This window comes from Acidovorax sp. JG5 (assembly GCF_017939685.1).
Lineage (GTDB): Bacteria > Pseudomonadota > Gammaproteobacteria > Burkholderiales > Burkholderiaceae_C > Acidovorax.
The window spans coordinates 26,425-47,098 of sequence record NZ_JAGKSE010000014.1 but is presented as its reverse complement, the minus strand read 5'-3'; the positions used below and the strand labels follow the sequence as shown (position 1 = coordinate 47,098).

The following is a 20,674-nucleotide window of genomic DNA, read 5'->3' as shown; positions in this document are numbered from 1 at the left end:
TGGCCCAACCTCAATGCAGCATACCCTGACGAATCTCGCGCGTAAACGCATTTATGGCAACGCGAATTCGGCGGGTTGTGGCGGCGCCATTGCCGGACAACCGCGCCATCCAGCCAGGCAACCCGCGCCCACCCTCCAGGGCATCTCCGGGACGCAGCCCATCGCGTCCATCGGCAGAAAAATGTCAGGTGTGGTCGTAGTACGCGCGGTACCAGCGCACGAAACGCCCGATGCCTTCGGCCAGCGGCGTGGACGGCGCAAACCCCACCCAGTCCTGCAATGCCTGGGTGCTGGCATAGGTGGCCGGCACATCCCCCGGCTGCATGGGAAGCAGCTGCTTGATGGCCGTTGTGCCCAGCGCGTTTTCAATGCAGCCGATGAAATCGAGCAACTGCACGGGCTCGCTGTTGCCGATGTTGAACACGCGGTAAGGGGCAGCGCCCGCGCGCTCGGGCGTGGCGGGCCGATCCAGCACGCGCAGCACGCCCTCGGTGATGTCGTCGATGTAGGTGAAGTCGCGCCGCATGTCCCCGTGGTTGAACACCGCGATCGGCTCGCCGGCCAGGATGGCGCGGGTGAAGAGGTGGTAGGCCATGTCGGGCCGCCCCCAGGGGCCGTAGACCGTGAAAAAGCGCAACCCGGTGGTAGGGAATCCGTACAGGTGGCTGTAGGTGTGGGCCATGAGCTCGTTGGCCTTCTTGGTGGCGGCGTACAGGCTCACGGGGTGGTCCACCGCATCCGTTTCAGCAAACGGCATCTTGGTGTTACCGCCATAGACGCTGGAGCTGGAGGCATACACCAGGTGCGCGACACCCTGGGCGCGGCAGCCTTCCAGGATATGGCCAAAGCCCGTCAGGTTGGCGTCGAGATAGGCATGGGGATGGGTAATGCTGTAGCGCACACCGGCCTGGGCGGCCAGGTGGATGACGCTGTCAAAGCGCTCGGCGGCGAACAGTTCGGCCATGCCCGTGCGGTCGGCCAGGTCGCGCTGCACGAAACGAAAGCCCGGCGCCCCTTCGAGGCGCCGCAGCCTGGCCCGCTTGAGCGCGGGGTCATAGTAGTCGTTGAGGTTGTCCAGGCCCAGAACCCGGTCGCCGCGCTGCAGCAGGCGCTCGGCCACATGGCTGCCGATGAAACCGGCGGCGCCGGTCAGAAGAATGTGTTGGGGCTTTCGCTCTGTGGTCATGAAAGATAGTGTCTGCGCGCCGGGCCAGCGCGGAAATCAGCGCCCATACAGGTCGTCGAACCGCACGATGTCGTCCTCGCCCAGATAGGCGCCGGACTGGACCTCGATCATCTCCAGGTCGACCTGGCCGGGGTTTTCCAGGCGGTGCGTCACGCCCAGGGGAATATAGGTGGACTGGTTCTCGGACAACAGGAATACCTCGTCACCCTTGGTCACGCGCGCAGTGCCGCGCACCACAATCCAGTGTTCGGCACGGTGGTGGTGCATCTGCAGCGACAGCTTGCCGCCGGGCTTGACCATGATGCGTTTGACCTGAAAGCGCTCGCCCCCGTCAACGCCGTCGTACCAGCCCCAGGGCCGGTACACCTTGCGGTGCAGCAGGCCCTCGGTATGGCCATCGCGCTTGAGGCGGTCGACGATTTTTTTCACATCCTGGGTGTGGCGCTGATCGGCCACCAGCACCGCGTCGGGCGTTTCCACCACCACCAGACCCTGCACCCCCACGCAAGCCAGCAGGCGCCCGGATGACAGCGCCAGGGTGTTGCAGCTGTCCTGCATCAGCGTGCGCCCCTGCACCACGTTGCCGTCGCCATCCTTGGGCAGGATTTGCCAAAGCGCGTCCCAGGCCCCCACATCGGACCAGCCCGCCGACAACGGCAGCACCACGCCCGCAGGCAGCCCGGCCACGGCCTGCGGGCCGGCCAAACGCTCCATCACGGCATAGTCGATGGAATCGCCCGGGCAGGCGCCAAACGCCGCGGCATCCACCCGCAGAAACGACAGGTCGGAGGCGCCGTTGTTCCACGCTGCTTCGCAGGCCGCCAGGATATCGGGACGGCACAGCGCCAGCGCGCTCAACCAGACCGAGGCCCGCAACACAAACAGCCCGCTGTTCCAGAGGTAATCGCCCGCCTGCAAGTAGCCTTCGGCGGTGGCGAGATCGGGCTTTTCGACAAACCGGGTGATGGCGCGCGCACCGTCTTCGTTCAGCGTGGCGCCGGCCTGGATGTAGCCGTAGCCCGTCTCGGGCCGGTCCGGGGTGATACCGAAAGTGACGATGGCGCCCTCCTGCGCCAGCCGGGCAGCATGGCGCACGCCCTGCTGGAATACCGCGGGCTGGGTAATGACGTGATCGGCGGGCATGACCAGCAGCACCGGGTCGCCGCCGTCGGACTGCGCCGCCAGCGCCGCGAGCGTGAGCGCCGGCGCGGTGTTGCGGCCCACCGGCTCCAGCACGATGCGGCCAGGCTTGCCGATCAGGCGCAATTGCTCTGCCACCACGAAGCGGTATTCCTCGTTGCACACCACCAGCGGTGGCGCGCTGTCGGCACCGGCCACGCCGTCAAACCGGCGCAGCGTGGCCTGCAGCAGCGAGTCCTCGCCCATGAGCGCGAGCAATTGTTTGGGGTATTTTTCCCGCGACAGCGGCCACAGGCGTGTGCCCGAACCGCCCGACAACACCACCGGCTGGATCAACATGGTTTGCTTGTATCCCGTTTGTCTGCAGACATGGATGCCACCTTCGATCAAACCGGCGCTGCGGGATGATCCGCGCGGCGCGGCGGAAGGCCTGCTGCGCATCCATCTTATGGCATATGCTGCAGGAACCACGCTGCGAAATTGCCATGGCCCCGGCAGCACGGCACACCCGCCCGCTTGGCGGCCCCGCCCTGCCATCGCGCCCTCCTCCACCGACGTGGCGATACTCCGAAAAATGGACCCGTTTGCTGTTCTCTTCGTCTGCATGGGCAACATCTGCCGCAGCCCCACGGCCCATGGCGTGTTTCGCCAGCGCGTGGCGCGCGCCGGGCTGGCCGGCCAGGTGCACATCGATTCGGCCGGCACCCACAGCGCCCACCAGGGCGAGCCGCCCGACCCGCGCGCGCAGGCCCAGGCTTTGCTGCGCGGCTATGTGCTGGCCGATCTGCGGTCGCGCCCGATCGCCGATGGCGACTTCCTCCGCTTCGATCTGCTGCTGGCCATGGACCATGACAACCTGGCGGAACTGCGCCGCCGCTGCCCCCCGGAACAGCACCATCGCTTGCGGCGCATGACAGAGTTCTGCCTGCGCAATAGCAGCCCTGTGGTGCCCGACCCCTACTACGGCAACGCACAGGGCTTCGCGCATGTGCTGGACCTGCTGGAAGATGCCGGCGACGGGCTGCTGGCGCATGTGCAGCGGCAACTGAACCCGGCGCCTTGAGCCCCTCGGCGAAGGGCCGTGGCGCGATCAGGCCAGCTGCGCGCGCATGGCGTCGATCACGCCTTGGTAATCGGGCTTGCCGAAGATGGCACTGCCCGCGACAAAGGTGTCCGCGCCCGCATCGGCCACGCGGCGGATGTTGTCGGTCTTGATGCCGCCATCCACCTCCAGGCGGATGTCCTTGCCGCAGGCGTCGATGCGCTTGCGCACCGCTTCGATCTTGCGCAGCGCCGAGTCAATAAAGCTCTGGCCGCCAAAGCCGGGGTTGACGCTCATGATCAGGATGAGGTCGATATCGTCAATCACCCAGTCCAGCACATCCAGCGGCTCGGCCGGGTTGAACACCAGACCCGGCTTCACGCCCTTGCTCCGGATGGCCTGGATGCTGCGGTGCACATGGCCCGAGGCATCGGGGTGAAAGCTGATGAAATCGGCACCCGCGTCGGCAAACGCGGCGGCCAGGGCATCCACGGGCTGGATCATCAGGTGCACGTCCACCGGCACTGCCACCCCGGCGGCCGTCCTGGCATGCGGCTTGAGCGCCTGGCAGACCATGGGGCCAAAGGTGAGATTGGGCACGTAATGGTTGTCCATCACGTCAAAGTGGATCCAGTCGGCACCGGCGGCGATGACGTTGCGCACTTCTTCGCCCAGGCGGGCAAAATCGGCAGAGAGGATCGAAGGGGCAATGCGAAAAGGTCGGCTCATGGCGCAATTGTCGCAGTTACCATTCGCCCATGCCCAAGTACCAGTTTGATGTGCAAGTACAACCCGAGTACCTGCCGGAGCAGTCCTCCCCGGAGTCCAGCGTCTTCGGCTTTGCCTACACCATCACCATCACGAATGCGGGCGAAGCGCCCGCGCAACTGATCTCGCGCCACTGGATCATCAGCGATGCCAGCGGCCACACCGAAGAAGTCAAGGGCTTGGGCGTGGTGGGCCAGCAGCCTTTGCTCAAGCCGGGCCAGTCGTTCCAGTACACCAGCGGATGCGGCCTGCGCACCGCCAGCGGCACCATGCATGGCACCTTCCATTGCGTAACTGTTGACGGTGAGCCGTTCAGCTGCCCGATACCCCTGTTTGTGCTGGAGGCGACCCACCCAGGCGCCTCCAGCCAGCCGATGAGTGCAAGGGTGCTGCATTGACGCGGCCCGCCCCCGACCTGGCAAGCCTGCTCGCGGCGCTGGACCCGCAGGCCGGGCTGGCGCAGCGCCATGTGTGGCTGATCGACCTGCTGAACTGGGTGCGTGGCGCGGGCGATTCCGTGCCGGGCGCCACGGCGCGCGTGCAGCTGTTTCTGGATGCGGTCGAGGCGCGCCCCGATGTGCAGCTCAAACTGCAAGCCTGGTGGGCTGCACTGGTGGACTCGGTGGACATCACCACGCTGCTGGCCGATTTTGGCTTCGCCAGGGGCACAGCCCTTCTCAACGAGGCGGCAGAGCGGATACGCAACCAACTGCTGCCGCGCAGCCCGGAAACCATCGACGCCTCGGAACTGTTCGTGCTAGCCCTGCCCAGCGCCTTTGATGCACAGTGGCTTGGCGCACTGGACGAAGCCACGGTGAATCGGCTGTCGGCCCTGCTGACGCCGCAAAGCCCGCAAGGCGCATCCCGCTGGCAGCATGCCCTGCTCGACGCCATCACCTACTGCGCAGGGCAGATCCTCTCGACCGGGTTTGCACCCGGCTTGCGCCTGCGCATGAGCGAATCGGCCCGCGAGGCGCAGCCCTTTCATGCGCTGATCCGCGACGTGGAGAGCCTGCGCGTGGAAGTGCTGCACGCGCTGCGCACGCCCGACCGCCTGCTGGAGGCGGCCCAGCGCCTGCGCGAGCGCCTTGAAGCCTGCCGCGCCGCTGCGGCCACCGTGTACACCCACTTCGAGGACAACGGCATTTCCGTGGATCTGGTGTTTCGGCTGCGCCAGCTGCGTGCCCGCATCCTGCGGGTGCGGGAGCTGCTCGACTGCCTGTTGTCCCCCCAGCCCGCCGTCACCGCGGCCCGCCTTCTGGCGCATCTGGTGGAGGTGGGGCAGGAGCGGCGCAGCCTGCGGGCGCTGCTGGCATCCAATTCGTCGCTGCTGGCCGCAAAGGTGGCCGAGCGCAGCGCCGAAACGGGCGAACACTACATCACGCGCACGGCGGCCGAATACCGCTCCATGGTGAAAAAAGCCGCCGGCGGCGGTGCCGTGATGGCCATCACCACGCTGGTCAAGTTTGGGCTGTATGCGCTGGCGCTCTCGGCGTTCTGGAGCGGCTTCTGGGCGGGCGTGAACTATGCGGTGAGCTTTGTGCTGGTGCAGTTGCTGCATTTCACCGTGGCCACCAAGCAGCCGGCCATGACGGCGCCCGCCATGGCGGCCAAGCTCAAGGAGCTGGCTTCGGGCGAGGCCATCGAGTCCTTTGTGGACGAGGTGACCCACTTGGTGCGCTCACAGGTCGCGGCCGTGCTGGGCAACGTGCTCGTGGTGTACCCCCTGGTTCTGGGCCTGGCGCTGCTGATCGCCTGGGTCAAGGGCTCGCCCGCCATCAGCGCAAGCGAGGCCGGCCATGTGCTCGAATCCTTGCATCTGCTGGGGCCATCGCTGCTGTTCGCCGCTTTCACGGGCGTGCTGCTGTTCGCCTCCAGCATCATCGCAGGCTGGACCGAAAACTGGTTTGTGCTGCACCGGCTGGATTCGGCCGTGCGCTACAACCCGCGCATCACCGCCCGGCTGGGCAAGGAGCGCGCAGCGCGCTGGGCCAGCTTCCTGCGCAACAACCTGTCGGGCTTTGCCGCCAACATCTCGCTGGGCTTCATGCTTGGCCTGGTTCCGGCGTTTGCAGGGTTTTTCGGGTTGGGCCTGGATGTGCGCCATGTCACACTGTCTTCGGGCCAGTTGGGCGCGGCCACTGCGGCACTGGGCTGGGACATCGTTCACCAAAGTGCGTTCTGGTGGGCCGTCGCCACCCTTCCTTTGCTGGGCGTCCTCAACGTCAGTGTGAGCTTTTACCTGGCGTTTCGCCTGGCATTGCGTGCCCACAACGTGAGTGGTGTGGACCGTTCACGCATTTATGCAGCGATGCGGAGCCGCCTCTTCAAGGCACCGCTGAGCTTCTTCGCGCCTGAACGCCAGGTCGCCTGATTCGGGCGGCTTTTGGCCGGCAGAAACATGGTCGCTCCTGTCCTACAGGGGTCGCGCGTTTCAGCATGTAAATTCAGGCAAACGCCGGGAAGGACCACAGCGCCACCATGCGCCTTGCCCGTCCTTCCCTCCCACCGGGCGCTGCCCGTCTGATGGAGAGGACCCATGACATGAATGAAATCCTGAGCTTCTGGGGGCAGTGGCTGCGCCCTTCGGCCGGGTTGCCCACGGTGCAATGGTCGCTGTTGCTGGCGGTGGCTGCCATTGCGGGCTACCTGTGCCAGCGCCACACCGGCCTGCCCAAGGTGGTTGGCTATTCGCTGGTGGGCACCGCAGCAGGTCTGGCAGGCTTCAGCGGGGCCGTGTGGCCGCTGCAGGGCACCGGGCTGTTCCTGCTGGAGCTGGGCATCTCCATCGTGCTGTTCGAATGTGGCGGGCGCATTCCGCTGCGCTGGTTTCGCCACAACCCCATGGTGCTGGTGCAAAGCATTGCAGAATCGGCGCTGACCTACTTTGCCGTCTATTGGGTGATGGTGTGGCTTGACATGCCCACGCATGTGGCCGGACCCCTGGCCCTGGTGGCGCTGGCGGCCTCGCCCGCCGTGCTGACCCGCGTGGTGGCCGACACCCGCGCCGCCGGCCCCGTGACCGAGCGCGCCATTGTGCTGGCTACCCTGTCCACCCTGTATGCCCTGACCCTGGGCAGCGCCCGCGCCGAGCAGATCAACCGCCAGAGCAACTCGCTGCTGGACACCGTGTATCCCGTGATGGTAGTGCTGGGCGTGTCGATCATTGTGGCGGCCGTGCTGTCGCTGGTGCTGCGCATGGCGTTGCGCTTCATGAGCCCCACCAGCGAAAACACCTCCATGCTGCTGCTGGCCCTGATCGCCGCCGCCACCGCCGTGGCCGCGCACATGGGCGGCTCGGCGCCACTGGCGGCCCTGCTGGGCGGCATGCTGCTCAAGCAACTCAACCCGCGCCCGTGGGCCTGGCCGCGCCAGCTGGGCAGCGCATCGGCGCTGCTCACCATGCTGATGTTCGTGCTGGTGTCCACCGTGGCGGCGCAGGCCGACTGGAGCGGCCCGGTGGCCGGCGTGGTGCTGGCGCTGATCGCCGTGCGCCTGGTGGCCAAGGCGGTGGGCGTGGGCCTTGGCAACGTGGGCAGCGGCGCGAGTTGGCGCCAGGCGCTGTGGGTGGGCTGCGCCATGACGCCCATGTCGTCGATTGCGCTGCTGATCGCATCGCAGTTCGTGGTGGCCTCGCCCTCCACGGGCCACCTGATCGCCCGCGTGGCACTGCCGGCCATTTTGCTCATGGAAGTGCTGGGCGCCGTGATCGCCACCGTGGCCATCTACCGCGCGGGCGAGAGTTCCAAACCCTGGGCCCCGCTGTCGCGCGGCGGCAATGGAGACAGCCGTGAGCCTTGAAGACTTCCACCATTCCGAGCCGCTGACGCTGGGCGTCGAGCTGGAGCTGCAGCTGGTCAACACCCACGACTACGACCTGGCGCCCTACGCCGAAGACATGCTGCGCCTGATGCACAAGGTGCCGCTGCCCGGCAGCGTGGTGCCCGAGATGACGAACAGCATGATCGAGATCTCGACCGGCATCTGCCATTCGGCCAGCGAGGTGCTGGGGCAGCTCAGCCCCATCCGCGATGCACTGGTCAAAAGCGCCGACAAGCTCAACATTGCCGTGGTGGGCGGCGGCACGCACCCGTTCCAGCAATGGCATGAGCGCCGCATCTACGACAAGCCACGCTTTCAGGAGCTGTCGCAGCTGTATGGCTACCTCTCCAAGCAGTTCACCATCTTTGGCCAGCATGTGCACATTGGCTGCCCCGACGCCGATGCCGCCCTGCTGATGCTGCATCGCATGAGCCGCTACATCCCGCACTTCATCGCGCTGTCGGCCTCGAGCCCCTACGTGCAGGGGCAGGACACGGCGTTCGATTCGGCGCGGCTCAACTCGGTGTTCGCGTTTCCGCTGTCGGGCCGAGCGCCGTTTGCGCTGACCTGGGCCGATTTCACGGCCTATTTCAACAAGATGGCGCGCACCGGCGTGGTCAAGAGCATGAAGGACTTTTATTGGGACATCCGCCCCAAGCCCGAGTTCGGCACCATCGAGATCCGCGTATTCGACACGCCGCTGACCATCGAGCGCGCCGCCGCGCTGGCCGGTTTCGTGCAGTCTCTGGGCGCGTGGTTCCTGGCCGACCAGCCCTTCATGCCGCAGGAAGACGACTACCTCGTCTATACCTACAACCGCTTCCAAGCCTGCCGATTTGGCATGGACGCCGTGTATGTCGATCCGGCCACCGGCAGCCACATGCCGCTGCGCGACCATATCCGCATGACCATGGACCAGATCGCCAGCCACGCCGCCATGCAAGGTGCAGCCAACGCCCTGCACATGTTGCGCACCGAGGCCGAAGCCGGCCAGAACGACGCCCGCTGGCTGCGCCAGCGCCAAAGCGAAGAGCAGTTGCTGGCCGAGGTGAGTCGCCAGGCGGCACAGCGCTTTCGGGGCACGCCAGCCTGAACGGCACGGAGACAATCACTTCCATGGGTGAATTCGACCTGATCGCACGCTACTTCACGCGACCCGTGCACCGCGCGGCCCTGGGCGTGGGCGACGACTGCGCGCTGCTGAAGCCCGCGCCCGGCATGCAACTGGCCGTCTCCAGCGACATGCTGGTGGAGGGCCGCCACTTCTTTGCGGACGTGGACCCCGAGCGCCTGGGCCACAAGGCGCTGGCCGTGAACCTGTCGGACCTGGCCGCCTGCGGCGCTCGCCCGCTGGCCTTTACGCTGGCACTGGCGCTGCCCCGCGTGGATGAAGCCTGGCTCGAAGCCTTTTCGCGCGGGCTGCTGGCACTGGCCGATGCGCACGACTGCGAGCTGGTGGGCGGCGACACCACGCAAGGCCCGCTCAATATCTGCATCACGGTGTTTGGCGAAGTGCCCACCGGCCAGGCCCTGCTGCGCAGCGGCGCGCAACCCGGCGACGACATCTATGTAAGCGGCACGCTGGGCGATGCCCGGCTGGCGCTGGAAGCCCTGCAGGGTCACATCGCGCTGCCGCCCGACGTGCTGGCCGCCGCCCGCCTGCGCCTGGAGGAGCCAACGCCCCGCGTAACGCTGGGCCAGGCCCTGCGCGGCGTGGCCAGCAGTGCCCTGGATGTGAGCGACGGTCTGCTGGGCGACCTGGGCCACATCCTGCGTGCCTCGGGCACAGGGGCCGAGATCGATGTGGATGAAACATCGAAATTGATAGCTTCTCGCGCTTTATTTACGGGCTCTACAGCCTATTTTGATGTGGAACTGCTACGCCAATGCACACTAGCGGGTGGCGATGACTACGAACTCGCCTTCACCGCCCCGCCCGCGCTACGCGATGCCGTGGCTCGCGCCGCCGCCGCGGCGACCACGCCCGTGGCGCGCATCGGGCGCATCAGCGCCGAGCCGGGGCTGCGCCTCGCAGATGCGCAAGGCCACCCGCTGGCCGGTCGCTACGCCTCCTTCGATCACTTCGGCGGCTGATCGACCAGCTTGCTGGCAGCCTCGGCCTGCGCATGTGCGGCGGCGATGGCCATGGCCGCCACCACCTCCTGCACCGTCTTGCGGTGCCCCACCGGCAAAGCCAGATACTGCGCCAACATCTGGCGATCCTGCAGATTGAGCCGGCTCTCCAGAGTGCCCGAATCCATGGCCAGCACAGCCCCAGAACGCGGGCCGAAGCGCAATTCGTCGGGATTGACGTGCAGCCATTCACTGAGCGTGCGGATCTTGTCCTGCATGGGAATCGCCAATCCAGCCAGCCAAGCCCGCGCCGTGTGCGCCGTGATGCTCTTTCCCCAGTAACGCAGGTTGAATTCGCTGGCCACCACCGCCGGCGATGGCCGCACGCCGACAGCCGCCAGCGCCTGCTTCAACCGGGCAGAAAAGGCCCTTGCCTCCTCCGCGTGAACTCCTTTTGCCATGGCAGCAACGGTAGGGGCTGGCTTGTATCAAGACTTAAGGAAATCCTGCAAAACCTCGTGGTCAGTCTGGTAGTGGGCTGCAAGCCATGGCATCCTCACAAGCATGAAGCAAAGCAGCCTTGACCTGAACCTGAGCACCAAGAAGACGCGCAAGCAGGAACTGCTGGCCCAGATGGATCGGGTGGTTCCCTGGGCTGCATTGGTTGAACTCATTGCTCCGTACTACCCCGAAGGCAAGAACGGACGTCCACCCTTTGCCTTGGAGAGCATGCTGCGCATCCACTGCATGCAGCAATGGTTCACCTTGTCGGATCTGGCCATGGAAGAGGCCTTCTTTGACACGCCGATCTACCGGGAGTTTGCAGGCCTTGAGGCCCATGGGCGAATGCCTGACGAGAGCACCATTTTGAGGTTTCGCCATCGGCTGGAGAAACACAAGCTGGCCGAGCAGATTCTGGCCACGGTCAACGAACTGTTGGCAGCCCAGGGCTTGCTGCTCAAGGCGGGCACAGCGGTAGACGCTACCTTGATTGCAGCGCCCAGCTCCACCAAGAACAAGGACAGAAAGCGCGACCCAGAGATGCACTCGAGCCAAAAGGGCAATGAATGGCACTTTGGCATGAAGGCCCACATTGGCGTGGACGCGGACTCAGGACTGGTGCACACGGTCATCGGCACCTCGGGCAACGTGGCCGACGTAGTAGAAGGCAACAGCTTGCTGCACGGGCAGGAGACAGATGGGTTTGGTGACGCGGGCTACCAAGGCGTTCACAAGCGCCCGGATGCCAGGGCGGGCGTGACGTGGCACATTGCGATGCGCCCGGGCAAGCGCAAAGAGCTGGACAAAGAGAACAACCCCGTTGACGCGCTCATAGACCAGATGGAGAAGATCAAGGCCAGCATCCGGGCCAAGGTGGAGCATCCCTTTAGGGTGATCAAGCGGCAGTTTGGATATGTGAAGGTGCGCTACCGGGGCTTGAAGAAGAACACGCTGCAGCTCAAGACGCTGTTTGCGCTATCGAATCTGTGGATGGTGCGCCACCAATTGCTGGGGGCGCAGGGATGAGTGCGCCTGAACACAGGCAAGGGGCCGCGAAAGCGGTGCAGATGGCCCGAAAGGGCGTGAAAAGTGGTGCGAAGATGCGGGCTAAACGGCATCCATCGCACTATCTGAAATCGCTGGCCTTGTAGCACTCGTGAATCCGAGTTATTCAGGACTTCCTTAAATATCGATTACATTGATGGTAAAAATCATTTACCAATGTTTATCCATGAAACGGCCATGACGTCCCCCTACGGTTCCCACGCGTCCGCCGGCAATCGAGGCCATGCGGGTGGTTTCACGCTCATCGAACTGATGATCGTCGTCGCCATCGTGGCCATCCTGGCCGCCATTGCCCTGCCTTCCTACGAACGTTATGTGAAGAAAAGCCGCGCACGTGGAGCTTCGGCCGACCTCGTGGCCCTGAGCCTGACGCTGGAAAACCGCTATCAAAAGTCCCTGGAATACCCGGTCCAGACCAATCAGAACCCGGTAGGCAATGCCAACTTCACTGCGTGGAATCCTGCGCAGGGCAGCTATTTCACGTATTCGCTCACCTCCACAAAAACAACTTACGCCCTCACGGCCACCGCCCGCGACACCGGTTGGACCTGCACGCTCACGCTGGACCAGAACAATGCGCGCAACGCGGCCAGCACCTGTCCGATCCTGGGGGCTTGGTGAGCATGCCCACCTCCCTGCCGCGCGGATTCACACTCATTGAGTTGCTGGTCACGCTCGCCATCCTGGCAATGCTGCTGCTCATGGCCGCGCCCTTGGCTACCGACTGGGTACACGGAGCACGAACGCTGCAAGCCCGGGGCACGCTGGTCCAGGGTTTCGCACAAGCCAAGGCCCTGGCGCTGCGTAACCCTTGCGAAGCACCCAACGCCACGGGAACCCATGCAGCCAGCCTGGAGGCCAAAACCGATGACGCCACCGTCACGCTGAACGTCCTGGCGCAAGGCGGCAGCGGCTGTACCACCTGAGCGCGCGCCCCAATCCACAGTGGAGCGCCCGCCTCCCCGGCGGCGTAGGCCTCACCTTGAACGGCACCCCACTCACGTCCAGTACACCGATCACTGTGGAACTGGACAACCGCGGCCTGCCCGCCACCAGCATCCCCTTCATCCTGCGCCGAGGAGGCAATCAGAATGACGAAACCGGTACGCTGCACTGATCCCCACCACCCCCAGCGTGGCGATGCGCTACTGGAAGCCCTGATCGGCATCCTCCTGCTCGCCATCCTGGGACTGGGTCTGAGCTACGCGGCCTCGCGCATGCTTGCCGCCCAGCGCTATGCAGCCACGCACGGCATCGTGATCGCGCAGATGCGCAATGCCCTCGAGACCGAGGGCCTCACGCATCTGTGCAGCAACCCGCACACCTTCTCCATCACCCCGACGGGCGGCAGTTCAGTGAGCGTGGACCTGCCCGCCGCCAACTGCGAGAGGCATGACGTGGAGGTCGGCACGGGCGACCCCTCGCTGTCAGTCACGCTGCCGCAGGCCGCCATCACGCGCATGGTCTTTTCCACACCAGACACCGGCAGCGCCCGTGAACTGCTGGGCCCCGGCAGCATCGTCCTGAGCCAATGAAGGCCCGCGCCATGCCACTGCCGTCCCCCGCAACGCCACGCCAGCGCGGCGTCACCCTCATCAGCCTGATGACTGGTCTGGTCATCTCCATGATCCTGGTGCTTGCCACCTTGATGCTGTTCCAGCGGATGGTTCGCGCCACCACGGCCGCGCGCAGCGATGCGCAGGCCGACACACAGCGCAGCGCGGCCTTCCTGGCAGCAGGCATCGCAGCGCAGGAAGCAGGCTACGGCATCAACGCGGCGCAGGCCGGCACCCACCTCATGGTGCTCACAGGCGCTGCACTGGCCGGGTCCGCTCTCTCGGGTACGCCTGCCGCCCTGGGCGCCACCGGCAACGCGGTCGTATGGGCCGAAAACACCACGGGCACCCCACGCTGTTCGGCCCTGCTGGCACCCAACGGCAGCGGCCAGGGCGGTCTGCGCAAGCTCGGCCCTGTCGCCTGCGCCGACGCCACAACCTTTTCCGGTCTGGCCTGGACAGCGCTGCCGCTGTCCGACACCCCCGCCACGCCCGTCGTCATCGCCTGGCAGGCAGCCGCCTGCACCCCTTTCGGCATCAGCGCCGGCACAGCCGCCCAAAAGGTGCTGCTGATCCTGTCCGCCGACAACAGCAACGGCGTGGCGTTGGAAACCAGCCAGTGCCTGTCCAACGTATCTGCCCCATGAGGAACCCTGCCATGCTCCGACCTGCCCGCCCCCTGGCGCCGCCGCGCGGCATCGCCACCGTGCTGATCCTGCTTCTCGTGGGTCTGTCGCTCTCGGCCGCAGTATTGGGCACCGCGCACTACGTCCGCAGCCAGCAGCAGTTGGACGTGGCCGCCCATGCGCAGACACAGGCGCAAATGAAGGCCTGGACGGGCGCCGAACTGGTACGACAGTACCTGCAGCAGTTGCAGGACAGCGGCAAGCTCGCGGCGCTGTACGCCAAGACACCGCCCTTCGACCTCACGCTTTCGGGCGATGGCGTCACCAGCGCCGTGCTCGCACGCGTCACGGCATTGGACAGCACAGCCGGCACGCTCACCGCCCGCCTCACGGGCATCACCGCGCCAGCCTCTCCGGCCGAAGCGCGCGCGGTACTGGAGGTGGTCTATGCCGCCGGCACGGGCTCCGGCACGGCGCCCAGCCAGTGCAGCGCGCCCGTGCGTTCCTCCACCGTGCTGCGGGGCGACGTTTCGATTACAGGAGGCCAGACGAGCTTCACCAGCGGAGAAAGCTACACGGACCTCGCCATCGACGGCGGCCTCACGATCCAGAGCGCCTCGCAAGCCATCATTTCGGGCTGCACCAAAGGAGACATCACCTTGAGCGGCGGCGGCATCGATGCCAACGCCACGCTCAGCTCCCAGAACGGCACCATCCGCATCGCCAGCATGGCCCAGCCGACCAACGCCACGCTTTGGGCGCGGGCCATCAGTATCGGCAACACCGGCAGCGCCAGCTACAACGCGCTCAAGGCCGGCGCCTACCAGTCCAACGTAGTGGCAGCGGGAAACGTCATCGCCGGCACGGCCTACGCAGGCGGGCGGCTGCTCAGCGCCACTGCTGGACCGAGCGTGCCCTGGACCACCGGCACCGTAGTGCCCTGGCAGACCGGCAGTCTGCTCGTCACGCTCGGCGATGGCGGCGAATACCTGGTGGACATGGCCCGAGCCACCATCGACTCGGCCACTGGCGCCGTGTCGGGTGCCCGGGCCGCCGCCCAGAAAGTTAACGCCAGCGGTAGTGCCGAACTGCCCGACAGCTTCACCCTGCGCGCCACAGCCGTCGCCGGGGGCGGCATCGATCTGTACACGCTGTCCGTGCAGCAGACCTGGGGCTACGACGTCACCATCCAGGGCTGGGGCGGGACCTATCGGCAGGTCTGGCCCGCAGGCAACTTCAAGGTAGTCACCGGAACCATCACCGACCTGCAAGGCGGAGGCTATCTCTGGGCCACGGAGGCAGGGTCTCCCACGTCCAACTTTCCCACCATCGTCAACGGAGGCCCCATCGCCGACCGCATCTACTACGGCGCCAGCAAAACACAGCTAGCCACTCACGCCAAAGTGCAATCCAGCGTGGCCGGCACGTCGCCCGGCCTGCCCGGCGCGCCGTTCTGCGATACGCGCTCCGACACCTTCGACGCCGCGGCTTTCCGCTCGTCTGCCAACTACATCTTCGAGTTCGACACCAGCGGCAAGCCCCGCCTCACCATCCAGCACATGAAGGCCAGCAACGGCACTTCTATCGACCGCGCCAATATCGATCTGACAGCCGTGGACCCTGCCCCCGCGACCGCACTGGGCGCGATGACACTGCGGCGCATCAACGGCGTGGACTTTCTCGGCTGCGGCAACCAGTCGCCCAGCAACCCGTCCAGCGATGCACTGGCCTGCCTGCGCAGCGCCACGCCCGCCAATGGCTGGCGCTTGAACGGCATCACCAAGTTTCCGCCCGGCATCGCGCTATTCATCGGCCCGGTCACCATCGACGGAGTGGCCTCCAGTCAAGGCACCCTGTACAACACCCTGCTGTCCACCGGCGGCGTCACGCTCACCAGCTCAGGGCATGGGCCGCTGGTGGCGCCCAACTTCGCCAGCCCACTCACGCCCGTGTGTGATGGCTCCTTCTACCCCGCCAACCTGTGCAACAAGGCCACCACGCCCAGCTCACTGGTGAAGTGGACCGACGCAGAAGGGCAGGAGCACGCAGGACTGCCGCTGGCCAACCTGGCCATCGGTACCAACAAACAGCTCAACGCCAACTCGTGGGACACGCCCAATGGCATCACAGGTAATGTGCTGCTGGGGGAAAGCATTAGCACCGGTGGTGCCACTCTCTACATTGCCGGTTCGCTGACCGTGGGCGCCAATGTGCGCAGCACCACCACCATCACTCAGGGCGGACTAAAGATGGACACAACCCGCCTCACGCGGGACCAGGGTTACCTGCCCGGCGGCAATTGCACACCCACGGCCACGCCACAGCCCATCGCAATGAAGTGGAGCCGCTACCTGTAGCGGCCAAGGGCGTGCCTGCCAGCATGCCCGCAGTCCCTTCCCCTTCACGGGCACAGGGGCCTGCATCGACACGTCAGCCACTATCAATTTAATAGCCTCTAGCGCTTATTCTATAAGCGCTAGAGGCCAAATTGATACTGAACTGCTTCACCAATGCACCCTGGCCGGGGGCGATGACTACGAGCTGGCCTTCACCGCCCCTGTGGCCCGGCGCGCTGCGGTGGCCGCCGCGGCCCAGGCCAGCAGCACGCCCGTCACACGCATCGGCCATGTGGAGGCCAAGCCCGGCCTGCGGCTGGTGGATGGACAGGGGCGGCCCGTAGCCAGGCGCTACGCGTCTTTCGATCACTTCGCCGGGGGTTGAGGCACCGGCTGCGGCAGGATTCGGGACGTCGGGTCCAGCAATTCGCACAGCAGGGCGACATGGCCCTGTCGGTAATGGTCGAGGTCCTTCGGGTCGACGCCGCCCAGCACCACCTGCGACAGCAGGGCATGCACCACCGGCGATAGCGCCAGCCAGGGCTCTTGCGTGATCACGCTGGGAACCACCCCCTCCTGCACGGCATGGGTACGCAAAATACTGCCCAACAGGGTCAGCTGCGGCTGAACCACATTGCGCTTCCACAGCACGATGAGATGCGGCACACGCGCGCTTTCAGCCACCAGCAGGCGCAACGTTGCCACCGCTCCGGGCTGGCCCAGCGAGTCATAAAGCTTGTCCACCACCCACTGCGCCAGCGGCCGCGCGCCGGCGCCCAACACCGGCATTTCTCCCAGGTCCGGCGGCGCGAGAGAACGGGTCAGCAGCGCTTCGAACACATCTTCCTTGCCTGCGAAATGGGCGTAGAGGCCTCCCTTGGAGAGCCCGCAGCGGCGTGCGATGTCGTCCATCCGCGCGGCGGCAAAGCCCCGTTCGGAGAATTCCACCAGTGCGGCGTCCAGAATCTGCACCACGCGCACCTCCGGGGGCAGGCGCTGTCGCAGGGGTGCGACGGCCGGGGGAGCGCGTAAAGAGTGCAATGGCAGGGTCATCGGTTTGTCTCGGCGTTTGGCTATGCTGCGCATGATTATCTACCGACCGGTCGGTAATAAGGCGCGTATTGATGCATATCAATTCGAGGGATGCGATGCCTTCGTAAAGTACCCCTGCACCACCCGGCCCACTCATCACCTGGGAGTCCATTCATGCCAACCCCTGCGAACGCCCCCCTGTCCATGGCCGAACGGCTCGACCCCACCGTCCACGCGGCCCTGGCCCGCAGCGTTGCGTCGCTGTCGCATGCCTCCGCCCTGATGGCGGCCAGCGACTGGGCCCTGCATCTGGCCGCGTCGCCAGGTCACTGCCTGGACCTGGCGCACCTGGCCCTGCGCCAGGGTCAGGAAATGGCGGCATACGCCCTGGCGCGCATAGCGGCCGGCCCCGACAAGGAGGCCCGCCATGCCGTGGCCACACCCACCCAGGACCGGCGCTTTGCCGACCCCGCCTGGCAGCAGTGGCCATTCAACCTTCTGCACCAGTCGTTTGTGCTCACCGAACAATGGTGGGCGGCGGCAACGCACGGCGTCTGGGGCGTGGACAAGCACCACGAAGACATGGTGGCCTTCGCCGCGCGGCAGTTTCTGGACATCTTCTCGCCCGGCAACCAGGTGGCCACCAACCCCGTGGTGCTCAACCGCACGCTCACGCAAGGCGGCGCCAACCTGCTGCGCGGCTCGCTCCATCTGCTGGAGGACGCCCGGCGCCACGCCGCGGGCGCACCACCGGCGGGCGCCGAGAATTTTGTCGTGGGCCGCGACGTGGGCATCACGCCCGGCAAGGTGGTGCTCAAGAACCGCTTGATGGAACTGATCCAGTACACGCCCACCACCCGTGCCGTGCACCCCGAGCCGATCCTGATCGTGCCGGCGTGGATCATGAAGTACTACATCCTCGACCTGTCGCCCCACAACTCGCTCATCAAGTACCTGGTGGACCAGGGGCACACGGTGTTCTGCATCTCGTGGATAAACCCCGGCGCCGAGGACCGCGATCTGGGCATGGACGATTACCTGGAGCTGGGCTTTCACGCCGCACTCGATGCCGTCAACACCATCGTGCCCCACACCAAGGTGCACAGCACCGGCTACTGCCTGGGCGGCACGCTGCTGGCCATTGCGGCGGCGGCCATGGCGCGCGACGGCGACGATCGCCTGGCCTCGATGACGCTGTTCGCGGCGCAGACCGACTTCACCGAGCCAGGCGAACTGGCACTGTTCATCGACAACAGCCAGATCAGCCTGCTGGAGGCGCAAATGGCCAGGACGGGCTACCTCACCGCCGACCAGATGGCCGGCGCCTTCCAGATGCTGCGCTCCTACGACCTGCTGTGGTCGCGCCTGGTCAACGAATACCTGCTGGGCGATCGGGCGCCCATGAACGACCTGATGGCCTGGAACGCCGACGCCACGCGCATGCCCGCCAAAATGCACTCGCAGTACCTGCGCCGGCTGTTCCTCGACGATGACCTCAGCGAAGGCCGCTACCCGGTGGGCGGCAAGCCCGTGACGCTGGGCGACATCACGCTGCCCACCTTCATGGTCGGCACCGTCACAGACCATGTGGCCCCCTGGCGCTCGGTCTTCAAGCTGCAGCAGCTGAGCCCTGCCGAGAACACCTTCGTGCTCACCAGCGGCGGCCACAACGCCGGCGTCGTCAACCCGCCCGTGCCCGATTCGCGCCGTCGTTACCAACTCCTCAAGCGCGAGGCCGGTGGCAACTATCTCGCGCCAGAAGACTGGCTGAGCGCGGCGCCGACCACGCAGGGCTCCTGGTGGCCGGCCTGGCAGGCATGGCTGGCCGAGCGCTCCGGGGCGCCCGTGAAGCCACCACACATGGCTGGCACCGCATTCAAACCTGTTGGCGATGCCCCCGGCACCTACGTTCTGAAGAAGTAACGTGGACCTGACGCTGCAAGGCCAAAATGGCCCGATCGCCGGCAAGGCGGCCACGGCCTCCACCGGTCGCACTGCGTACGCCGATGTTGGCTTTCACATTCTTGGTTGAATCACTTAATGAAGCGTTCCGTACCCCTTCCCTCGCCGCGCCATGTTCAATGCAGCGTTGGCGCGGCCATGGCCAACGCGGCCACCGTGCTGCTGCTGGCAGGCTGCGCCTCGATGGCCCCTTCCTACGAGCCGCCAGCGCTGCCCGTCGCACCCAGCTACCCGCATGAGGCGCCAGCCGACGCCGACGGCGTGCACGCCGCGAATCTGGACTGGCAGGACTATTTTTCCGACCCACCGCTTCGGCGATTGATCGCACAGGCGCTGGAGAACAACCGCGACCTGCGCATCGCCACGCTGCGCGTGCAGGAGGCCGAGGCAGCCTACGGCATCCAGCGCGCCGAGCGTTTCCCGACCATCCGCCTGGGCGCCGACGGCAGCCGCGCCCGAGTGCCGGGCGACCTGAACGTCAGCGGCCAGCCGGTCATCGCAAGCCAATACCAGATCAGTCTGGGTGCCAGCGCCTGGGAGCTGGACTTCTGGGGTCGCGTGCGCAGCCTGCAGGATGCGGCGCTGCAGTCCTACCTGGCCTCCGACGAGGCCCGCAGGGCCGTCACGCTGACGCTGGTGGCGCAGGTGGCCGATGGGTATCTGGTCCTGCGCGAACTGAACGAGCGCGTGGCCCTGGCCCGCAGCAGCATCGCGAGCCGCGAGGAGTCGCTGCGCATCTTCACGCGGCGGTTTGAAGTCGGTTCGACATCGCGGCTGGACCTCACGCAGGTGCAGATGTTGCTGGCGCAGGCCCGGACGCTGGGGTCGCAGCTAGAGCAGGCGCGAGCGGCCCAGGCCCATGCGTTGACGCGATTGGTCGGTTCGCCGATTGACCAGGCCCTGTTGCCGGAGCGTTTCGACGATGCAGTGGTCACGCGGGAACTGCAGGCCGGGCTGCCCTCGGACCTGCTGGTAAATCGGCCCGACATCATGGCCGCCGAGCACCGCCTGCGTGCGGCCAATGCCAACATCGGCGCGGCGCGTGCCGCGTTCTTCCCGCGCGTCGCGCTGACGGGCAGCCTTGGCACAGCCAGTGCCGAACTGGACGGCCTGTTCGAATCCGGCAGCCGCGCCTGGGCCTTCGCGCCCAGCATCTCGCTGCCGATCTTCGATGCGGGTCGCAACCGCGCCGGCCTCGAACTGGCCCAGGTGCGCCGAAACGTGGCCGTGGCCGAGTACGAAAAAGCGGTGCAGGACGCCTTTCGGGACGTCTCCGACGCGCTGTCCTCGCAGCAGTGGCTCGCCGAGCAGGTGCGCATCCAGCAGGACAATCTGACTGCGCAGTCCGAACGGGCGCGCCTGGCCAAGCTTCGCTACGACAACGGCGCCGCAGCGTTCCTTGAAGTGCTGGATGCGCAGCGCGATCTGCTGACGGCCGAGCAGCAGTTGGTGCAGACGCGCCGCGCGCTGCTCTCCGCCCGTGTGAGCCTCTACGCCGCTCTGGGCGGCGGCTCACGGCAGATTGCCGCCTCCACGCCCCGCGCCAAAACCGATTGACCCGCCAA

The 20,674-nt window shown here is 66.2% G+C and carries 19 protein-coding genes and 1 pseudogene; 15 read left to right on the top strand and 5 right to left on the bottom strand.

The window, feature by feature from the left end; all coding sequences use genetic code 11:
• Positions 1–184: 184 nt before the first annotated feature.
• Both J8G26_RS13905 and J8G26_RS13900 read right to left on the bottom strand, forming a co-directional pair.
• On the bottom strand, positions 185–1,186 hold the full coding sequence (locus J8G26_RS13905) for an NAD-dependent epimerase (protein WP_087747851.1): 1,002 nt from the start codon (positions 1,184–1,186) through the stop codon (positions 185–187).
• 36 nt (positions 1,187–1,222) lie between these two features.
• Positions 1,223–2,665, bottom strand: coding sequence for a mannose-1-phosphate guanylyltransferase/mannose-6-phosphate isomerase (locus J8G26_RS13900; RefSeq protein ID WP_210569633.1), 1,443 nt, complete (start codon positions 2,663–2,665; stop codon positions 1,223–1,225).
• 235 nt (positions 2,666–2,900) lie between these two features.
• On the opposite strand from J8G26_RS13900, the gene J8G26_RS13895 reads away from it, so the two are divergent.
• Positions 2,901–3,389 (top strand): low molecular weight protein-tyrosine-phosphatase, encoded by a 489-nt coding sequence (locus J8G26_RS13895; protein ID WP_210569631.1) that lies wholly within the window; start codon positions 2,901–2,903, stop codon positions 3,387–3,389.
• 27 nt (positions 3,390–3,416) lie between these two features.
• Here the strand turns inward: J8G26_RS13895 and rpe are convergent, their stop codons facing one another.
• On the bottom strand, positions 3,417–4,097 hold the full coding sequence (gene rpe, locus J8G26_RS13890) for a ribulose-phosphate 3-epimerase (RefSeq protein ID WP_087748452.1): 681 nt from the start codon (positions 4,095–4,097) through the stop codon (positions 3,417–3,419).
• 29 nt (positions 4,098–4,126) lie between these two features.
• Between rpe and apaG the strand changes: the two genes are divergently transcribed.
• The 5 genes from apaG (at position 4,127) to thiL (ending at position 10,052) form a co-directional block, all read left to right on the top strand.
• Positions 4,127–4,534: a Co2+/Mg2+ efflux protein ApaG gene (apaG, locus tag J8G26_RS13885; protein ID WP_210569628.1), complete on the top strand. Its 408-nt coding sequence runs from the start codon at positions 4,127–4,129 to the stop codon at positions 4,532–4,534.
• On the top strand, positions 4,531–6,510 hold the full coding sequence (locus J8G26_RS13880) for a site-specific recombinase (protein WP_210569626.1): 1,980 nt from the start codon (positions 4,531–4,533) through the stop codon (positions 6,508–6,510). Before apaG ends, J8G26_RS13880 begins: the two co-directional genes overlap by 4 nt.
• Before the next feature lie 170 nt (positions 6,511–6,680).
• Positions 6,681–7,937 (top strand): cation:proton antiporter, encoded by a 1,257-nt coding sequence (locus J8G26_RS13875; RefSeq protein ID WP_210569624.1) that lies wholly within the window; start codon positions 6,681–6,683, stop codon positions 7,935–7,937.
• A complete protein-coding gene (locus J8G26_RS13870) occupies positions 7,927–9,051 on the top strand; it encodes a YbdK family carboxylate-amine ligase (protein ID WP_210569621.1) in 1,125 nt (374 codons plus the stop codon). The genes J8G26_RS13875 and J8G26_RS13870 overlap by 11 nt, the downstream gene beginning before the upstream one ends.
• A gap of 23 nt (positions 9,052–9,074) precedes the next feature.
• Positions 9,075–10,052: a thiamine-phosphate kinase gene (gene thiL / locus J8G26_RS13865; RefSeq protein WP_210569620.1), complete on the top strand. Its 978-nt coding sequence runs from the start codon at positions 9,075–9,077 to the stop codon at positions 10,050–10,052.
• Here thiL and J8G26_RS13860 read toward each other — a convergent pair.
• Complete coding sequence (locus tag J8G26_RS13860; RefSeq protein ID WP_210569618.1) at positions 10,037–10,492, bottom strand: hypothetical protein; 456 nt, start codon at positions 10,490–10,492, stop codon at positions 10,037–10,039. The genes thiL and J8G26_RS13860 overlap by 16 nt on opposite strands.
• Before the next feature lie 103 nt (positions 10,493–10,595).
• Between J8G26_RS13860 and J8G26_RS13855 the strand changes: the two genes are divergently transcribed.
• The 7 genes and pseudogenes from J8G26_RS13855 to J8G26_RS13825 all read left to right on the top strand — a co-directional run.
• Positions 10,596–11,558 (top strand): IS5 family transposase, encoded by a 963-nt coding sequence (locus tag J8G26_RS13855; RefSeq protein ID WP_210569616.1) that lies wholly within the window; start codon positions 10,596–10,598, stop codon positions 11,556–11,558.
• Positions 11,559–11,774: 216 nt separating this feature from the next.
• Entirely contained in the window at positions 11,775–12,218 is a 444-nt protein-coding gene (locus J8G26_RS19565) for a type IV pilin protein (protein WP_210569614.1), read from the top strand.
• Positions 12,219–12,220: 2 nt separating this feature from the next.
• Positions 12,221–12,523, top strand: a complete 303-nt coding sequence (locus J8G26_RS13845) for a prepilin-type N-terminal cleavage/methylation domain-containing protein (RefSeq protein WP_210569612.1) — start codon at positions 12,221–12,223, stop codon at positions 12,521–12,523.
• A gap of 165 nt (positions 12,524–12,688) precedes the next feature.
• Positions 12,689–13,132: a hypothetical protein gene (locus J8G26_RS13840; RefSeq protein ID WP_210569610.1), complete on the top strand. Its 444-nt coding sequence runs from the start codon at positions 12,689–12,691 to the stop codon at positions 13,130–13,132.
• An 11-nt stretch (positions 13,133–13,143) separates the two neighbouring features.
• On the top strand, positions 13,144–13,800 hold the full coding sequence (locus J8G26_RS13835) for a prepilin-type N-terminal cleavage/methylation domain-containing protein (RefSeq protein ID WP_210569608.1): 657 nt from the start codon (positions 13,144–13,146) through the stop codon (positions 13,798–13,800).
• Between the two features lie 11 nt (positions 13,801–13,811).
• Positions 13,812–16,136, top strand: coding sequence for a hypothetical protein (locus J8G26_RS13830; RefSeq protein ID WP_210569606.1), 2,325 nt, complete (start codon positions 13,812–13,814; stop codon positions 16,134–16,136).
• A 46-nt stretch (positions 16,137–16,182) separates the two neighbouring features.
• A pseudogene (locus tag J8G26_RS13825) lies at positions 16,183–16,500 on the top strand (thiamine-phosphate kinase); the annotation flags it as partial.
• On the opposite strand, the gene J8G26_RS13820 reads toward J8G26_RS13825, so the two are convergent.
• Positions 16,482–17,090 (bottom strand): helix-turn-helix domain-containing protein, encoded by a 609-nt coding sequence (locus J8G26_RS13820; protein ID WP_349238324.1) that lies wholly within the window; start codon positions 17,088–17,090, stop codon positions 16,482–16,484. The pseudogene J8G26_RS13825 and the gene J8G26_RS13820 sit on opposite strands and share 19 nt — an antisense overlap.
• 231 nt (positions 17,091–17,321) lie before the next feature.
• Between J8G26_RS13820 and J8G26_RS13815 the strand changes: the two genes are divergently transcribed.
• Positions 17,322–19,070, top strand: coding sequence for an alpha/beta fold hydrolase (locus J8G26_RS13815; protein ID WP_210569602.1), 1,749 nt, complete (start codon positions 17,322–17,324; stop codon positions 19,068–19,070).
• 117 nt (positions 19,071–19,187) lie between these two features.
• Positions 19,188–20,666 (top strand): efflux transporter outer membrane subunit, encoded by a 1,479-nt coding sequence (locus J8G26_RS13810; RefSeq protein WP_210569600.1) that lies wholly within the window; start codon positions 19,188–19,190, stop codon positions 20,664–20,666.
• Positions 20,667–20,674: the final 8 nt, after the last annotated feature.